The sequence below is a fragment of the Helcobacillus sp. ACRRO genome (assembly GCF_022347125.1).
Lineage (GTDB): Bacteria > Actinomycetota > Actinomycetes > Actinomycetales > Dermabacteraceae > Helcobacillus > Helcobacillus massiliensis.
On record NZ_JAKRNG010000015.1, the window covers coordinates 43416 to 60793 of the forward strand.

The window sequence follows — 17378 nt, forward strand, 5'->3', positions numbered from 1 at the left end:
TGAGCATGCAGGAAGAAGCGATGACCCCGCGTCTGGACCGAACCGGTCCGTTCGTCGAGGGCGACAAGGTGCAGGTGTCCGACTCCAAGGGACGGATGAACACCATCACCCTCAAAGCGGACACGCTGTTCCACTCCCACCGCGGATTCATCCGCCATGATGACCTGATCGGCAGGCCCGACGGCACCGTCATCACCAACAGCGCCGGCCAGCAGCTGCAGGCCTTCCGACCGCTGTACAACGACTACATGATGGCGATGCCCCGCGGCGCCGCCATCATCTACCCGAAGGACAGTGCACAGATCCTCATGTACGGGGACGTCTTCCCCGGCGCGCGTGTCATCGAAGCCGGCGTCGGCTCGGCGGGGCTGAGCATCGCGCTGCTGCGCGCCATCGGGCCGACGGGTTCTCTGCGCTCCATCGAGCGCCGCTCCGACTTCGCCGAGGTGGCACGGGAGAACGTCCGGGCGTTCTTCGGTGAGGAACCGGCGTGGTGGGACCTGAGCGTCGGCGACTTCCAGGACGGCGCCGCCGCCCTCGCCGAGCAGGGGGAGCGGGCCGACCGCGTGGTGCTGGACATGCTCGCCCCGTGGGAGTGCGTGGATCAGGCCGCGGACGTTCTCGAGGACGGCGGCGTGTTCCTCGCGTACATCGCGACCGTCACCCAGATGTCCCGCACCGTGGAGGCGCTGCGCGACCACGGCGAGTTCACCGAACCGGACGCGTGGGAGACGATGATGCGTCCCTGGCACCTGGACGGCCTCGCCGTGAGACCCGTGCACCGCATGAACTCCCACACCGGCTTCCTGCTGACCGCCCGCCGCACCGCCCGCGGAAGCCTCGCCCTGCGGCGCAAGCAGCGCCCGGCCCCCGGCTCCCGGGACGAAGCCGAACTCAACCACCCCGACAACGACGGCTTCGGCGGTTCCGACTCCGAATGGTCCGCGCAGGACCTCGGGGAGCGCGGCATTGCCGAAAAGAAGTCCCGCCGTGCCCTGCGGGACATCCGCCAGGGAAGGACACGATGAAGACGTACCAGGAGCTCAGCACCGAGCTCAACGGCCTCGCGAAGCAGAACGAGCGGCTCGTCGCCTCCCTCACGAAGGCGCGCGAGCAGATCCTCGACCTGCGCTCCGACCTCGAGCGCATGGCGGACCCGCCGAACCCGTATGCCACGTTCCTCCAGGTCGCCGACGGCACCACCGTGGACGTCCTCCACAACGGTCGCAAACTGCGAATCGCAACCTCCCCGGAGGTGGATCCGGCGACTCTGACCCGCGGCCAGGAGCTGCGGATGAACGAAGCGCTCGTCGCCGTGGAGGCCATGCCCACCAGCGACCTCGGCAACGTGGCCAGCGCTGTTGAACAGCTGCCCGACGGCCGCATCCTCGTGCAGGTCCACGCCGATGAGCAGCGCGTTATGCACGCCTCCTCCGCCCTCGCCGGCACCGCTCTGAGCCCGGGCGACCACCTGATGGTCGACCTCAAGGCCGGGATCGTCCTGGAGCGCCTGGAGCGCAAGGAGATCACCGACCTCGTCCTCGAGCACGTCCCGGACACCTCCTACGGCGACATCGGAGGACTCCAGGGCCAGATCGAAGCGATCCGCGACGCCGTGGAGCTGCCGTTCCTCCACCAGGACCTGTACCGCGAGTACGGCCTGCGGCCGCCCAAGGGTGTGCTGCTGTACGGCCCTCCCGGCTGCGGCAAGACCATGATCGCGAAGGCCGTGGCGCACGAACTGGCGCTGAAGGCTGCGCAGATGCGCGGGGAGGACGCCGACTCCGCCCTCGGCCGCACCTGGTTCATCAACGTCAAGGGCCCGGAGATCCTCAACAAGTACGTCGGCGAGACCGAGCGGTCCATCCGCCTCGTGTTCGAACGCGCCCGTGAGAAGGCCAGCGACGGCCACCCGGTGGTGGTGTTCTTCGATGAGATGGACTCCCTGTTCCGCACCCGCGGCACCGGCGTCTCTTCCGATGTGGAGTCCACGATCGTGCCGCAGCTGCTCAGCGAGATCGACGGCGTGGAGTCCCTGGAGAACGTCATCGTCATCGGCGCCTCCAACCGCGAGGACATGATCGACCCCGCGATCGTGCGGCCCGGTCGCCTCGACGTCAAGATCCGCATCCGGCGGCCCGACGAAGCCGCCGCCCGCGAGATCCTCGCTCTCTACCTCAACGAGGACGTCCCCGTGCAGGAGGACCGCACCCGCCTCGTGGAGCAGACCGCCGCCCTGATCTACCGCCGCACGGAGGACCTCGCGTTCGTCGACGTCGAATACGCCGACGGCTCCGAGGAGACGCTGTTCTTCGGAGACTTCATGTCCGGCGCCATGCTGCGCAACATCGTGGACCGCGCGAAGAAGGCGGCCGTCAAGGACTTCCTCGCCAGCGCCGAGCGCGGCATCACCATGGACCACCTGGAGGATGCGGTCTTCGCGGAGCTTCGCGAGAACGAGGACCTGCCCTCCAATGCCGACCCGGACGACTGGGCGCGCGTCGCCGGCCGGCGAGGTCAGCGCATCGTCCAGATGCATCCGCGCCGAGCATCGGAGGCCGCCCATGCCTGAGGCACCCATCCGCCTGCGCACCCGCCGCGTGATGGGGCAGGAGATCGAGTTCGGCGTCACCCACGCTGAGGAAGCCCAGCGCGCCCGCGCCGGCGCGAACGCCTCGATCCAGCTGTCGCACTTCACCGTCGGCGCGTACGCCCTGCTCGAGGACTCCGATCGGGAACGGGTGCGCTGGGACTACGGCGATGAGACCCCGCTGCGGGACGCCCGCGGATTCGAACTCACCCGCGCCGCCGCCCACCCCACCCAGCTCACCGACCAGGGGCAGGACGCGCACGTCCCCAGCGTCGACATGGACCTGCCGCTGGCCGCCCACGAATCGATTCCGCGCGACCTCGATGACTCCGCCGTCCTGCACTTCGCGCAGCGCCGCGCCATCGGCAACGCCGTCCTCAGGAACGGCGCCCGCCTCTATGTGGACCACGCCCACCCGGAGTACTCCGCGCCGGAGACCATGACCGCCCGCGAATGCCTCGTGTGGGACCGCGCCGGCGAAGAGATCGCCCGTGCCGCCATGGCCCGCATCGACGGCGCCGACACGGTCCCCTCGATCGCGCTGTACAAGAACAACACCGACGGCAAGGGCCAGTCCTACGGGACCCACGAGAACTACCTCGTGGACCGCGCCGTGCCGTTCGACCGCCTCGTCGAGGTCCTCCTGCCGTTCTTCACCACCCGGCAGGTCCTCGTCGGCTCCGGGCGGGTCGGCCTCGGCACCCGCGGACAGGAGCCGGGCTTCCAGCTGTCCAGCCGCGCCGACTTCTTCGAATCCGAGGTGGCGCTGGAGACCACCCTGAACCGGCCCATCGTCAACTCCCGCGACGAGCCGCACTCGGACGCCTCCCGATTCCGCCGCCTCCACGTCATCATCGGGGACGCGAACCTGTTCGAGACCCCGAACTACCTCAAGACCGGCATGACCTCCCTCGTCCTGGCCGCCGCCGAAGCGGAGCAGGCGACCGGTGAGGCGATCCTGCCGGACATCCGCCTCGCCGACCCGGTCGCTGCGCTGCACCGCGTCTCCCACGACCTCACGCTTCGTGAGGACCTCGAGTGCGCCGACGGCTCCGCCATCACCGCTCTCGGCATCCAGCGCGCCTACCTCGACGCCGTCGCCGCCCACGCAGACGTGGGCGATGCGGAGACCGCCGACGTCATCGGCCAGTGGCGCGAGCTGCTCGACATCCTCGAATCGGATGACCGTGCCGCCGCAGCGGACCGCATCGAATGGCTCGGCAAGCACACCCTGCTGGAGTCGTTCCGGGCGCGCCACGGCCTCGAGTGGGACGACCCGCGGCTCACCGCCCTCGACATCCAGTTCACGGACCTGCGACCCGCGAAGTCGCTGTACCTGAAGCTGCGGGGCGCCGGTCGCGCCCGCACCCTCGTCAGCGACGATGAAGTGCGCCGAGCCATGGTGGAGGCCCCCACCTCCACCCGCGCGTACTTGCGCGGTGCTCTCGTCACCCACCACCGCTCGGAGCTCGACTCCGCCGGGTGGGACGCCGTCACGATCAAGGACGACGGGGCCGCGCTGCGCCTGCGGTTCAGCGACCCCCGCTTCGGCTCTCAGGCATGGTGCGCCGACAATGGGGTGGACCCGTCGGCCCCCGTGGAGGCGATCATCGCCGCCGCCCGCGCCATCGAGACCCAGCCGGCCACCGCCGAGACCCCAACCAGCCACAACGAACCGCCCACCCGCCCCGCGGGTGCGAAGGAGGAGCAATGAGCCAGTCACAGATCCACGGCCCCGGCCGCAATGAGGACGATGCCGACGACCTCGGCCCCGACACCACCGGCGGCGGCCAGGTGCAGCAGTCCATCTCGACCAGCGACGACCTCCTTGACGAGATCGACCTCGTTCTCGAGGAGAACGCGGAGAGCTTCGTGAAGTCCTTCGTGCAGAAGGGCGGCCAGTGAAGCGACGCGTCGCCGGCATCGAAACGGAGTTCGGCCTCACCGTCGTCACCAGTGACGGCCGCCGCGCCCACGAAGTGGAGCAGGCCGCTCGCGACCTGTTCCGGCCCGTCGTGGCCTGGGGCCGCTCATCCAACGTGTTCCTGACCAACGGGGCGCGGCTCTACCTGGACGTCGGCTCCCACCCCGAGTACGCCACCGCCGAATGCGACGACACCTGGGATCTGGTCGCCCAGGACCGCGCCGGCGAACGCGAATTCGAACAGCTCGTGGCGCAGGCGAACGCCGCCTACCAGGAGAAGGGCGTGGATGCCCGCATCCACCTGCTGAAGAACAACTCCGACTCCGAAGGCAACTCCTTCGGCAGCCACGAGAACTTCATGATCGAACGGCGCGGCGAGTTCACCCGCCTGCCGCAGATGCTCGTGCCCTTCCTCATCACCCGCCAGATCGTCACCGGCGCCGGCGGCGTCATCCACGACGAGGACGGCGCCCGCTTCGGTTTCTCTCTGCGCAGCGACCACATGTGGGAGACCGTCTCCAGCGCCACCACCCGCGCCCGCCCCATCATCAACACGCGCGACGAACCGCACGGCGACCCCACGAAGTTCCGGCGCCTGCACGTCATCGTCGGCGACTCCACCATGAGCGAACTGTCCACGTGGATGCGCATCGAGATGACGAATGCTGTTCTGCGCCTCATCGAGGCGGGCCGCCCCGTCGGCACCATCGCCCTGAAGGACCCGATCGCAGCGATCCGCGTGGTCGCCCGCGACCTCACCGGCACCGCGCCCCTCGAACTGGCCGACGGCGGCACCATCACCGCTCTGCAGATCCAGCGGCGCTTCCTCGAGGCCGTCACCTCTGCGTTCGACGACCTCGACGAGCGCATGCTCGACCTGTGGGACCGCGCGCTGCGCGCCGTGGAGACGCAGGACTTCTCCCTGGTGTCCCGCGAACTGGACTGGGCGATCAAGCACGACCTGTTCCACGCTGTTGCTGAGCGGCGCGGCCTCGCCCTCGACGATCCGCAGATCCAGCGCCTCGAATTCGCCTACCACGACATCGACCGCACGAAGGGCGTGTTCTGGGCGCTGCAGCGCCGCGGCCTCGCCCCGCAGATCCTGTCCGATGAGCGCATCGAGCAGGCGCGGACACAGGCACCCGCTACGACCCGTGCGCACCTGCGCGGCCGAGTGCTGCACGCCGCCCGCGACGCCGGCACCGACGTCGCCGTGGACTGGACCAGTGTGCGCCTCAACGCGCCCGGTCAGCGCCCCATCTCCATGCTCGACCCCTTCCAGACCGAGAGCGCCGAGATCGACGCCCTCATCGACGACATCCGCAGCCGCTCAGAGGCCGCGGACCCCGCTTCCCCAGGAGGAAACCCGTGATCAGCCGACGCACCCTCGTCACCGCCTTCACCGCCGCCGCGGCGGGAGGAACCCTCGCCGCCTGCGGTGGCGACAAGTCGACGACCCAGAAGCCGTCGGCCAACCCCTCCGCCCCCGCCGAGAAGGGCGGAGCTGTCCTCGACAAGCTCACGATCAGCGACAACGTCGGCAAGGAGCCGAAGGTCACCTTCGACGCCCCGCTCGAGTACAAGGAGCAGGAGAACACGGTGGTCGTCAAGGGCGACGGTGCAGCCGTCAAGCAGGGCGACACGATCATCACCCGGTCGGTGTTCATCGACCCGGCCTCCGGCGACACACTGTTCTCGGAGTTCAAGGAGAAGAGCGCGACCGCACTGCCCGTCGTTGAGAAGACCATCGGCAAGAGCGCCGCGGAGTTCTTCTCCGGCATGGCCGTCGGCACCCGCTTCGCCCAGGCCGGCTTCACCGCCGACCAGTCCGGGCAGGGCCAGCAGCCGATCCTGCAGGTCGGCGACCTCGAGGGCATCGCCCTGAAGCGCGCCGAGGGCACACAGAAGCCCGTCCCCTCCGGTATGCCCGAGTTCACCCTCGGAGACAACGGCGCCCCCGAACTGAAGGGCAAGCCCTCCGGGAAGGCCCCGACCGAGCTCGTCGCCGAACCGACGATCGTCGGCACGGGGGAGAAGGCCGCCAAGGGGGACACCCTCGTCATGCACTACACCGGATGGGACTGGGAGACCGGCGAGAAGTTCGACTCCTCCTGGGACCGGGGCGAGCCGTTCGTGTTCCCCCTCGGCGCCGGCCGCGTCATCCCCGGCTGGGACAACGGCCTGGAGGGCGCCGCCGCCGGCAGCCAGTACCTGCTCGTGATCCCGCCGAAGGACGGCTACGGCGATGACCCCGCCCAGCACGAACTCGGCGGCAAGACCCTCATCTTCGCGGCGGACGTCCTGTACGTCGCCAAGGCATGAGACTCGTTCACCCGACCCGAAAGGAATCCCTCATGAACCAGCAGAACCCCACCAAGCCGCAGGTGTCCGTGGACGGCACCGAAGAGCCCACCGAGCTCGTGATCATCGACGAGTGGGAGGGCGACGGCGACGTCGCGAAGAAGGGCGATGTCGTGGACGTCCACTACGTCGGCGTCGGCCTCAGCGACGGCAAGCAGTTCGACGCCTCCTGGGACCGCGGTGAACCGCTGACGTTCCCGCTCGGCGTCGGCCAGGTCATCCCCGGCTGGGACCAGGGCGTCCAGGGCATGAAGGTCGGCGGCCGGCGCCGCCTGGAGATCCCCGCGGACCTCGCCTACGGCCCGCGCGGCATCCCCGGCGTCATCAAGGGCGGCGAGACCCTCATCTTCGTCTGCGACCTCGTCGGGGTGCGGTCCAACTGACCGACCCCAGCAGCACCCAGGGCGGCCTCTTCCCCCAGCCGGAGGGAGAGGCCGCTCCTGCGCGCCTGCGCACCACCGCCGGCTTCGACCTCGTCGACACCGACCCGGTCGCCCGCGTCCACGTGATGGGGGCCCTGCCGCATCTGGACCGCGCCTTCGAGTACGCGATCCCCGCCGACATGGACGAGCTCGCACCCGGGCAGCGCGTCCGTGTCGCCTTCGCCGGCCGCGACAGCGAAGCACTCGTCCGAGAGCGCGTCGCCGCTCCCGACACGGACCGGCCGCTCGCTCCGATCAGGAAGCTCGTCTCCACCGACCGCGTCATCAGTGAGGACACCTTCCGGGTGTGCGCGATGGTCGCCGAACGCACCGCCGGCAGCCTGACCGATGTGCTGCGCCTGGCCGTCCCGGCGCGACACGCCCGCGCGGAGAAGCGCGCCCATGCCGACCGCGAAGAATTCCTCGCGCGCCGCGCCGAATCAGCGGACGCGGACGACGCCGCTGAACCCGTCGGCTTCCTCACCGCCCGCTACCGCGGACTCGCCGCGTTCTATTCCCACGCCCGTGAGGGCGGATCGCCCCGCGCCGCCATCACCCTCGACCCCGCCGAGAGCTGGCTGGACGCCGCCGTCGAAGCCGTCCGTTCCCTCGACGACGACCAGGGCGCCCTCATCCTCGCCCCCGACGCCCGCGACGCGGCTCGCGTCAGCGCCGCCCTGCAGGCCGACGGGATCTCGTGTGCGCAGCTCACCAGCAGCGAAGGACCGGAGAAGCGCTACCGGACGTTCCTGCGCATCCTCAGCGGTGAGCACCGCGTCGTCGTCGGCACCCGCAGTGCCGCGTTCGCTCCCGTCGCGAACCTCGGCCTGATCCTCATGTGGGACGAAGCCGACGACCTGTTCGAGGAGCCGCGCGCACCGTACCCCCACGCCCGGACAGTGGTGCTCGCCCGCTCCCACATCGAGCGGGTCCCCGTGCTGTTCCTGACCCCGTCGCGGTCCGTGCAGCTCACCCAGTGGGCCCGGGACGGCGTCCTGGTGGAGCTCGAGCCGGCGCCTGCGCCGCACGCCCTCACGCACCCGCGGATCGAACTGATGGATGAGCACCTGCGGGAGCGGGAAGGAGCCTCCGGGTATTCCCGCCTGCCGCAGCGCGCCTACCGCCTCATCCGGGAGGGGCTGACCCGCGGCCCGGTGCTCGTGCAGGTGCCGCGCTCCGGGTACGTTCCGGCGCTGGTGTGCACGTTCTGCGGGACTCGCGCCACCTGTACCGCCTGCCACGCCGCCCTTGTGGTGCGGGGGAGGGGACTGGCGCTCGTGTGCCCCGTCTGCGGACTCACCCACGGGGCGTTCCGCTGCGCCGAATGCGACCGCACGCAGGTGCGGCCGGTGGTCTCCGGCAGTGCCCGCACCGCCGATGACCTCAAGCGCGCCTTCGGCGATGTCGAGTTCCACGTCTCCGGCGGCGCCGGCGGCATCGTGCCGGACGAGGACGTGGACGGGCCCTGCGTGGTGGTCGCCACCCCGGGCGCGGAGCCGCTCCCAGCGGGTGGGTACGCCGCCTGCGCAGTCCTGGACGCCGACGGCACCCTCGCCCGCGCCGCGTTCGACGCTGATGTGGAGGCGGTGCGCCGCTGGTCCCATGCGATCGCCGCCACCAGGCCCTTCTCCGACGGCGGCCAGGTCCTCGTGGTCGGCACCGCTCATGCCCCAGCGATCCGGTCGCTCGTGGTGCCGCGAGGCCGCGCGTTCATCGACACCGTGCTCGAGCAGCGCGCCGAACTGCTGTTCCCGCCGCTGTCGAAGGTGGTGGAGGCGCGCGGTGACAAGGCCGCTGTCGCCGGATTCCTCGACGTGCTGGAGCTGCCGGGGATGGCGGGTGTCCTCGGCCCCCTGGACGATGTGTGGGACGGGGAGAAGCCCGTGACGCGCGCGGTGCTGCGGATCGCCGCGCCCGGCGCCCAGCAGCTCGTGGAAGCGGTCCGGGCGGCGCTGATGGTCCGCAGTGCGAAGAAGCTGCCCGGTCAGCTGCGGGTCCAGGTGGACCCGCCGCACATCTTCTGACACCCGCCACCGCTGCGCCCACATCCGCACTGCCCGCTCGCCCCCGTCCACCGCATAGAATCGAGGCACCATGCGTCTTCTCTTCGCCGGAACCCCGGATGTCGCCGTTCCCTCCCTGCAGGCCCTGATCGACTCACCGCACGAGGTGGTCGCGGTCCTCACCCAGCCCGACGCACCGACGGGCCGGGGCCGGCGACTGCGCCCGTCGGCGGTTGCGCAGGCCGCCAAGGAGGCCGGGATCCCCGTGCTGAAGCCGGAGCGGATCGCGGACGCCGCTGATGACCTCCGCGCCCTTGAGATCGATGCCGCAGTGGTCGTCGCCTACGGGCAGCTGCTGCGTCGCGAGGTGCTGGAGATTCCCCGCCACGGCTGGTTCAACCTGCACTTCTCCCTCCTGCCCGCCTACCGCGGCGCCGCCCCCGTGCAGCGCGCCGTCCAGGACGGCCTCACCACGACGGGTCTGAGCATCTTCCGCCTCGATGAGGGTCTCGACACCGGCGACGTGGCCCTCACCGCCGAGTGCTCCATCGCGCCCGATGAGACCGCCGGCGACCTGCTGGACCGCCTCGCCGTCGACGGCGGTGCCGCACTTGTCCGCGTCATGGACGAGATCGCCGCGGGTCACCTCACGCTCACGCCCCAGGCGGCCGACGGCGTCAGCCACGCGGCGAAGCTCACCGCCGAGGACCAGGCCATCGACTTCACCGCCGACGCCGCCGCAGTGTCGGCGCGGATCCGCGCCGTCGCCCCGAAACCGGGCGCGTTCGCCTACCTCGGCGGGCAGCGGCACAAACTGCTCGGCGTGGGCACCGACATCGCCCCCGACGGGATGCGCTTGGAGCCGGGCGGCATCGGCGCGACGAAGCGCGCCGTGTTCGTCGGCACCGGCACCGGGCCGATCCACCTGACGCGGATCGGTCCGCCCGGGAAGCAGGCGATGAACGCCGCCGACTGGGCGCGGGGCGCCCGCCTCGATGACGCATCCCGACTGACCACCACCCCCGAAGCGAGCGGAGAGCAGGCATGAACCGAGACCGTCAGGACCGCGGCGGCGGCAGTCGCCGCGACCAGCACGGCGACCGCCGCGAGACGCGCGGCGGTCCCCAGCGGCACCGCAACGCCAAGGGCCGCGAACGCAGCGGCAGCCGCGGCCGTGGCGGGCCCCGTCGGGGCTTCTCCCGGCAGCGGCCGGGGGAGCGGCGTCGGGAGTCCACGCCGTCGCGCCGCGCCGCGTTCGAAGCGATGCAGGCCGTGGCCCTCGATGATGCGTACGCGAACCTGGTCCTGCCGAGCATTCTGCGGCGCCACCGGGTAGATGCCCGCGATGCCGCCTTCACCACCGAACTGTTCTACGGCGCGCTGCGCGCCCAGGGCCGGCTCGATGCCGTCATCGCCGCGTGCGTGGACCGCCCACTGGACCAGATCGAGACCGCGGTGCTGAACGTGCTGCGCCTCGGCGCGTACCAGATGCTCGACATGAACGTGGCGCCGCACGCCGCCGCGTCGGAGACCGTCGGCCTCGCCCGGGATGTCACCGGTGCCGGCGCCGCCGGCTTCGTCAACGCCGTGCTGCGCCGCATCAGTGAGAAGAGCGCGCAGGAGTGGATCCAGGAGGTCGCACCCACCCGGGAGGAGAACGAAGCGGCGCACCTCGCCGTCGTCCACTCCCACCCCGAGTGGATCGTGCGCGCCCTCACCGACGCACTGCGCATCCACGGCCGCAGCGCCGCCGAGATCGACGACCTGCTCACCGCCCACAACACCGCCCCGCAGATCGACCTCGTGATGCGACCGGGCCTCACCGACGAGGACGAACTCGCCGACGCGGGGGCCGAGAAGGGCCGCTGGTCCGTCTTCGGCATGGGGTGGCCCGGCGGCGACCCGGGCCGCATTCCCGCCGTCAACGAGGGGCGCGCCGCCGTCCAGGACGAAGGCTCGCAGATGGTGGCGCTCGCCCTCGCCCTCGGTGCTGACTCCCTCGTGGAGGGCGACACCGGCCGCTGGCTCGACTTGTGCGCCGGGCCCGGCGGCAAGACCGCCCTGCTCGCCGGCCTCTCCGTGGAGCAGGGCGCCGAGGTCCTCGCCGTGGAAGTGCAGGAGCACCGCACCGGCCTGGTGGAGAAGTCCGTGGCCACCCTGGTGGACGCGGGCGCCGAGGTGGACTGCATCACCGCCGACGGCACCACCATCGGCACGGACCGCCCCGGCGAGTTCTCCCGCATCCTCGCCGACGTCCCCTGCTCCGGCCTCGGCGCTCTGCGGCGCCGCCCCGAATCCCGGTGGCGCCGACAGCCCGGTGACCTCGCCCAGCTGGGCCGCCTGCAGCGCAGCCTGCTGGCCAGCGCCCTGGACGCCGCCGCCCCCGGCGGAGTCATCGCCTACGTCACCTGCTCACCGCACGCCGCCGAAACGGTCCTCATCGTCAAGGACGTGCTGCGCCGCCGCGACGACGCGGAGGTCGTCGATGCCCGCGACGCCGTCCAGGCGGGCCTGCGCGCCGACGCAGGCGATGCGCACCTCGGCGACGGCCCGTTCGTGCAGCTGTGGCCCCACATCCACGGCACCGATGCCATGTTCCTCGCCCTGATCAAGAAGAAGGCCTGACGCCATGCAGTACAGCACCGACACCTCGTTGATCCACCCGTCCATCCTCAACAGTGACTTCATGGCGATTGGGGAGGAGCTCGACCGCATCGCCACCGCCGACGCCGCCCATGTCGACGTCATGGACAACCACTTCGTGCCGAACCTGACGTTCGGCCCGTCCATGGTGGAGCAGATCGTGCGCCGCAGCCCCATCCCCGTGGACGCCCACCTGATGATCGAGGACGCGGACCGCACCGCCCCCGAGTTCGCCGAAGCGGGCGCCCAGTCGGTGACGTTCCACCTGGAGGCGGCATCCGCGCCGATCCGCCTCGCCCGCGAACTGCGCCGCAAGAACGCCGCGGTCGGCGTGGCGCTGCGCCCCGCCACCCCGGTCGAATCGATCCTCGACTTCATCGGCGAGTTCGACATGCTGCTGATCATGACGGTGGAGCCCGGCTTCGGCGGCCAGTCGTTCATCGACTCGATGCTGCCGAAGATCCGTCGGGCCCGGCAGGCGATCAGCGAGAGCCACCTCAACGTCTCGATCCAGGTGGACGGCGGGGTCTCGAGGTCCACCATCGAACAGGCCGCTGACGCCGGCGCCAACGTGTTCGTCGCCGGCTCCGCGATCTACAGCGCGGCCGACGCCGCCGATGAGATCGCCACGCTGCGCTCCCTGGCCCGCGACCACACCGCCGCGCACCGCGGCGCCGGCTGCTGACGGCCGGCGCATGGATCTTCTGCGCTGGCTCTTCGACGCCCAGATCACCTTCCCCGGCGGACAGTTCATCCTGTTCCGCGAAGTCATCGGCAACGCCTTCGGGCTGCTGTCCGCGTTCGCCGGCATGCGCCGACGGGTGTGGGCGTGGCCCGTCGGCATCGCCGGCAACCTGCTGCTGCTGACCGTGTTCCTCGGCGCCGTGTTCGGCTCCCCGAACCCCGTCAATCTGCTCGGGCAGGCGTGCCGGCAGGCGATGTTCCTCATCGCCGCGATCTACGGGTGGAGCCAGTGGCGCGCCACCAAGATCGCGCACGGTGAAGCGGTCGCCCCCGATTGGGCCTCCTGGCGCACCCGCCTCGCCCTGGTCCTCACCTGGGCCGCCGGCGTCGCCATGCTCACCCCCGTCTTCCGTGCGCTCGGCTCCTACGAGCCCGTGTGGGCGGACGCCTACATCTTCATGGGCTCCCTGCTCGCCACCTACGGGATGGCGAAGGGATGGGTCGAGTTCTGGCTGATCTGGGTGGCGGTCGACGTGGTCGGCGTGCCCCTGCTGTGGTCCGCCGGCTACTTCGCCAGCGCGTTCATGTACGTGTTCTACGGGGCGTTCACCCTGGTCGGCTTTTTCGTATGGTGGCGCATCCGTCACCGCCGGGACCGGGTCGATACGCTGTCCACGTGAAGAATTTCGAGACCCTGTTCGAGGAACTGCAGCGCAAAGCCGCCGAACGCCCGGAGGGCTCCGGCACCGTTCGGGAGCTCGACTCCGGTGTGCACGGCATCGGCAAGAAGATCGTGGAGGAGGCCGCCGAAGTGTGGATGGCCTGCGAATACGAGACCGATGACGATGCCGCCCTGGAGATCTCGCAGCTGCTGTACCACGTCCAGGTCATGATGGTGAAGAAGGGGATCAGTCTCGATGACGTCTACCGGAAGCTCTGAGCCGAAGCGCCTGCTGCGCATCGCCCTGCCGAACAAGGGCGCCCTGCATGAACCCGCCAGCGCACTCTTCGCCGAATCCGGGTACGTGCAGCGCTCCAGCTCGAAGGAACTGGTGCTGGTCGATGAGGCGAACGAGGTCGAGTTCTTCTTCCTTCGCCCCCGCGACATCGCAGTGTACGTCGGCACCGGCACGGTCGATGTCGGCATCACCGGTGAGGACATGCTGATGGACTCCGGCACCCCGGCAGATGTCCTCATGCGCCTCGGCTTCGCCGTGTCCACGTTCCGGTTCGCCGCTCCCCGCGACGTCCAGGACCCCCAGCTGGAGGGTGCGCGCATCGCCACCAGCTACGACCGACTCGTCACCGACCACCTGCAGGCCGCTGGGATCAGCGCCGAGGTGGTGCACCTGGACGGCGCTGTGGAGAGCTCCATCCAGCTCGGCATCGCCGACGTCATCGCCGACGTGGTCGAAACCGGCTCCACCCTGCGCGCAGCCGGCCTCGCCACCTTCGGCGACCCGATCGTCCGCAGCGAAGCGGTGCTCTTCTCCCGCCCGGGGATCGACCTCGATCCTGCCCGCGCCCACACCCTCGAAGTGCTCCGGCGCCGCATCCGCGGTGTCCTCGTGGCCCGCGAGTACGTGCTGCTGGACTTCGACATCGCCGCGGAGAACCTCGACCGGGCAGTGGAGATCACCCCGGGGTTCGAATCCCCGACCGTGTCGCCGCTGCACGGACGCGACTGGTACGCCGTGAGGTCCATGGTGTCGCGCAGGGGCCTGAACGCTATGATGGATGAGCTCTACGAGGCCGGCGCCCGCGCCATCCTCGTCACCGACATCCAGGCCTGCAGGATCTGAATGCCCACCGCGTCGCCCATCCGCATCTTCCGCCCCCGCATCGCCCGCATCTACGCGCTTGCGATCGGCTCGGTCATGATGCTGGCGATGACCGTGATGGCGATGATCCTGCCGTACCCGCAGTTCGCGATCTCGGACCGGGTCGGCTTCCTCATCCTCGGTGCCATCATCTCCTGGTTCTGCTGGCGTCAGGCCAGTGTGTGCGTGAAGGCGGAACCGGACCGGGTGACGGTGCGGAACCTGTTCAGCACCACCCGCCTGGAATGGGCGCAGATCGTTGATCTCACGTTCATGGAGGGCGCACCGTGGGCGACCGCGAACCTCAACACCGGCGACACCCTCAGCTTGATGGCGTTCCAGCGCACCGACGGTGCCCGCGGCATCGCCGAAGCGAAGGAGTTCCAGGCGCTGCTCTACGAGAAGAGCGACCCGGCGTAGCGACCCGCGAGCGCCGGGTACAGGAACGCCCGCAAGTCCTCGGCGAACCCGCGTCCCATCGTGGACAGGCGCACGGGGCTCGAGCGCAGCTGATCGAGGAGCCCGTCGGCCCGCACCGCGATGACCTCCCGCCCGAGCGGCGCGAGCGCCTCCCGCACCTCCTGGTCGATCGGGGCGGCGAGGGCGTCGTCGGCCGCGAGCACCGGCAGGCCGACGGGAACGTGCGTGAACCGCTCCAGCACCGTGAGGGAATGGTGAGAGAGCCCGCGGTGGCGGGGCCGCTGATCGGCTTCGCTGACGCGCAGGGCGTGGATCGCCCGGCCGTGCAGCGCGTGGGCCATGTTGATCGCTTCGGCGGCGTGGATGCCGGAGAAGCCCCAACGGGTGCCCGTGCCGAGGTTGCCGGGGCCCTGCACCGCGATGACAGCGTCGGCCTCCAGGACGTGCACCGCGGCGATGAGCGCTGACGGCAGCGAGACCGCCTCCCAGTCCCCGCCGAACGCCTGCCCGGTGGAGATGACGGAGGCGAGGTGGCCCGCGGCGCGCAGCTCAGCAGCGGCGCGGGAGAACTGCGCCGGCAGAGCCGCCCAGTCGGTGTGGATCGCGACGATGCGCGCGGCAGGGGCCTCGGCCCGGATGCCGGCGATGATCGCGGGCAGGCTCGAGTGCAGGTCCGCCACCACCACGGGGGTCCCGTGCAGGGAGTCGGCGGCATCGATCACGGTCGCATGGGGGCTCTCGGGGTCGTCGATCGCATCCACCATCATCTGCATCGGGGTGTAGCGGGCCTTCATCATGTGCCCGCCCAGCGGCGGATCGTCCTGCTGCGGCGCACTGTCAGCGGCGCCGCCAACGCCGGGCGAATCATCGAGCCGGGCCACAGCGAAGGCGTCGCCGCCGGTGCCGAGGCCGCGCCGCAGCGCGTTCGTGTTGAGAGCCAGGTGCTCCCCGGGGGAGACCTCGCCCAGCATGTCGGTGTAGACGAGGGCACGCACGTGCTCGCCGTCGACGTCCACGATCAGCTGCTGCACACCGGGCCAGCGCGTCCGTTCCTCGAGGACGCGCCCCGTCTCCCATCGGATCATGGACCCAGCCTAGATTACGCTGGGGGTATGCCGCCCACGAGCAATGTTGAGCGCGTCCTGTCGCTGATGATGACTCTCGCCTCCCGCCGCCGCGGCTTCACCCGTGCCGAACTGTTCGACCTCATTCCCGGCTATGACGGTGCGCCCCGGACGGTGGCGCGCCAGTTCGAACGGGACCTGCAGCAGCTGCGTGCCGCCGGGTTCGCCGTCCAGCAGGGCTCTGAGCCGTTCGACCCGGCCACTGTCCGGTACTCAGCTCCCGCCGCGGACACGGACAGCGCCACCACCGCAGTCACCTTCACAGCGGCGCAGAAGCCCGTCATCGCCGCGGCGCTCTCCGCCTGGGACTCCAGCAGCACCGGCGGCATCGGTTCACGGATCCGCGCGAAGCTGCTGTCCCACGGCATTGAGCCCGCCACATCCCTCCTCGGCCGCACCGATCTGCGCTCCGCCCCCGCCGCCACCGCCCTGCTGGAGGCAGTGCTGGAGCGCCGCACCGCTGAGTTCGCCTACCGGACTCCCGGGTCCGCGTCCCCGCAGCGCCGCATCATCGAACCGTGGCTGGTCGGCGCCGCAGGCCCGGCCACCTACGTGTACGGGTTCGACCTCGTCCGCCGAGCACCGCGCCTGTTCCGCCTGTCCCGCATCACCAGCACACCGAAGCTCGGGCGGGCCGCGGATGAGCCGCGCCCCGCGGCGATCACTCTGGAGGAGGTGCTCGCAGGCACCCGCGGTGACGACGCACCGGTCACGGTCCTCCTCGAAGTGGAGCCGTTCAAGGCGCTCACCCTGCGCGACCGCTTCCACGCGTCCGCTCACGAGCCCACCATCACCGGGATGATCCGCCCTACGGAGCTGCGCCGCGCCGTCCTCGCCGCCGCACCCTGGGTGCACCTGCCGGCGGGCGGGCCTGCGGCGGTCGAGGACATCCGCGCCATGGTGGCCCTCGTGCACACGCTGCACGAGGGCGAGGCCGACCTCACTCCCTCTCAGATCAGGACGCTGCCGAAACGGACACTGCCCAAGCAGCGCAGCCTCGCCACCGGCGCCACCGAGGCGGCGCGGCTCGCCGCCGAGGCGCAGTACGCCCAGCGCAATCCCGGTGCCGCTGTTGAGGACATGGCGGCGCACTTCGGGATCACTGAGGCGCAGCTGCAGGAGGATCTCACCGCTCTGATGTTCGTGGGCGACTACTCCGCCGGGTACAGCGACCTCATCGTCACCAGCAGTGAGGACGGCGTCCATGTGGAGCGCGCCGACGCCCTGCAGCGTCCGCTGACGCTGACGCCGCTGGATGCGTCAGCTCTTCTTCTCGGCCTCGACCTCGTGGACGCAGACGCGCTCGGCCTGGCCCCGTCGGCCGTGGCCTCCACGCGGAAGGTCCTCGCCTCGGTGGCGGGGGAGGGGTCGGTGCCTGCCGCAGAGG

17 protein-coding genes are annotated in these 17378 nt (G+C 70.6%); 16 read left to right on the forward strand and 1 reads right to left on the reverse strand.

From position 1 onward, the window contains the following. The first annotated feature begins 5 nt into the window (after nt 1-5). The 15 genes from MHY20_RS06915 to MHY20_RS06985 all read left to right on the forward strand — a co-directional run bounded on the left by MHY20_RS06915 (nt 6) and on the right by MHY20_RS06985 (nt 14867). Nucleotides 6-1028: a tRNA (adenine-N1)-methyltransferase gene (locus MHY20_RS06915; protein ID WP_239375833.1), complete on the forward strand. Its 1023-nt coding sequence runs from the start codon at nt 6-8 to the stop codon at nt 1026-1028. Continuing rightward, nucleotides 1025-2572, forward strand: a complete 1548-nt coding sequence (arc, locus tag MHY20_RS06920; RefSeq protein ID WP_239375835.1) for a proteasome ATPase — start codon at nt 1025-1027, stop codon at nt 2570-2572. Before MHY20_RS06915 ends, arc begins: the two co-directional genes overlap by 4 nt. Further along, a complete protein-coding gene (dop, locus tag MHY20_RS06925) occupies nt 2565-4304 on the forward strand; it encodes a depupylase/deamidase Dop (protein ID WP_183374498.1) in 1740 nt (579 codons plus the stop codon). The genes arc and dop overlap by 8 nt, the downstream gene beginning before the upstream one ends. Continuing rightward, the gene (locus MHY20_RS06930) at nt 4301-4495 is read left to right on the forward strand and encodes a ubiquitin-like protein Pup (protein ID WP_183374496.1); all 195 of its coding nucleotides are present in this window, start codon (nt 4301-4303) and stop codon (nt 4493-4495) included. Before dop ends, MHY20_RS06930 begins: the two co-directional genes overlap by 4 nt. Continuing rightward, the gene (gene pafA / locus MHY20_RS06935; RefSeq protein ID WP_239375837.1) at nt 4492-5886 is read left to right on the forward strand and encodes a Pup--protein ligase; all 1395 of its coding nucleotides are present in this window, start codon (nt 4492-4494) and stop codon (nt 5884-5886) included. The genes MHY20_RS06930 and pafA overlap by 4 nt, the downstream gene beginning before the upstream one ends. Next, nucleotides 5883-6836 (forward strand): FKBP-type peptidyl-prolyl cis-trans isomerase, encoded by a 954-nt coding sequence (locus tag MHY20_RS11760; RefSeq protein WP_239375839.1) that lies wholly within the window; start codon nt 5883-5885, stop codon nt 6834-6836. The genes pafA and MHY20_RS11760 overlap by 4 nt, the downstream gene beginning before the upstream one ends. Before the next feature lie 32 nt (nt 6837-6868). Next, entirely contained in the window at nt 6869-7258 is a 390-nt protein-coding gene (locus MHY20_RS06945) for an FKBP-type peptidyl-prolyl cis-trans isomerase (protein WP_183374490.1), read from the forward strand. A 125-nt stretch (nt 7259-7383) separates the two neighbouring features. Next, complete coding sequence (locus tag MHY20_RS06950; protein WP_239375841.1) at nt 7384-9321, forward strand: primosomal protein N'; 1938 nt, start codon at nt 7384-7386, stop codon at nt 9319-9321. 70 nt (nt 9322-9391) lie between these two features. Next, complete coding sequence (gene fmt, locus MHY20_RS06955) at nt 9392-10348, forward strand: methionyl-tRNA formyltransferase (protein WP_239375843.1); 957 nt, start codon at nt 9392-9394, stop codon at nt 10346-10348. After that, nucleotides 10345-11925: a transcription antitermination factor NusB gene (locus tag MHY20_RS06960; protein WP_239375845.1), complete on the forward strand. Its 1581-nt coding sequence runs from the start codon at nt 10345-10347 to the stop codon at nt 11923-11925. The genes fmt and MHY20_RS06960 overlap by 4 nt, the downstream gene beginning before the upstream one ends. 4 nt (nt 11926-11929) lie before the next feature. Next, nucleotides 11930-12628, forward strand: coding sequence for a ribulose-phosphate 3-epimerase (rpe, locus tag MHY20_RS06965; RefSeq protein WP_239375847.1), 699 nt, complete (start codon nt 11930-11932; stop codon nt 12626-12628). A 10-nt stretch (nt 12629-12638) separates the two neighbouring features. Beyond that, complete coding sequence (gene pnuC, locus MHY20_RS06970; RefSeq protein WP_239375849.1) at nt 12639-13307, forward strand: nicotinamide riboside transporter PnuC; 669 nt, start codon at nt 12639-12641, stop codon at nt 13305-13307. Then, nucleotides 13304-13567, forward strand: a complete 264-nt coding sequence (locus MHY20_RS06975; protein WP_183374480.1) for a phosphoribosyl-ATP diphosphatase — start codon at nt 13304-13306, stop codon at nt 13565-13567. The genes pnuC and MHY20_RS06975 overlap by 4 nt, the downstream gene beginning before the upstream one ends. A gap of 10 nt (nt 13568-13577) precedes the next feature. Further along, entirely contained in the window at nt 13578-14429 is an 852-nt protein-coding gene (hisG, locus tag MHY20_RS06980; RefSeq protein WP_239375857.1) for an ATP phosphoribosyltransferase, read from the forward strand. Beyond that, the gene (locus tag MHY20_RS06985) at nt 14430-14867 is read left to right on the forward strand and encodes a PH domain-containing protein (RefSeq protein ID WP_239375851.1); all 438 of its coding nucleotides are present in this window, start codon (nt 14430-14432) and stop codon (nt 14865-14867) included. Here the strand turns inward: MHY20_RS06985 and MHY20_RS06990 are convergent. Then, complete coding sequence (locus MHY20_RS06990; protein WP_183374476.1) at nt 14843-15952, reverse strand: DUF3866 family protein; 1110 nt, start codon at nt 15950-15952, stop codon at nt 14843-14845. The genes MHY20_RS06985 and MHY20_RS06990 overlap by 25 nt on opposite strands. A gap of 27 nt (nt 15953-15979) precedes the next feature. Between MHY20_RS06990 and MHY20_RS06995 the strand changes: the two genes are divergently transcribed. Beyond that, nucleotides 15980-17378: WYL domain-containing protein (locus MHY20_RS06995; protein WP_239375853.1), on the forward strand; the 1399-nt coding region annotated here is incomplete at its 3' end.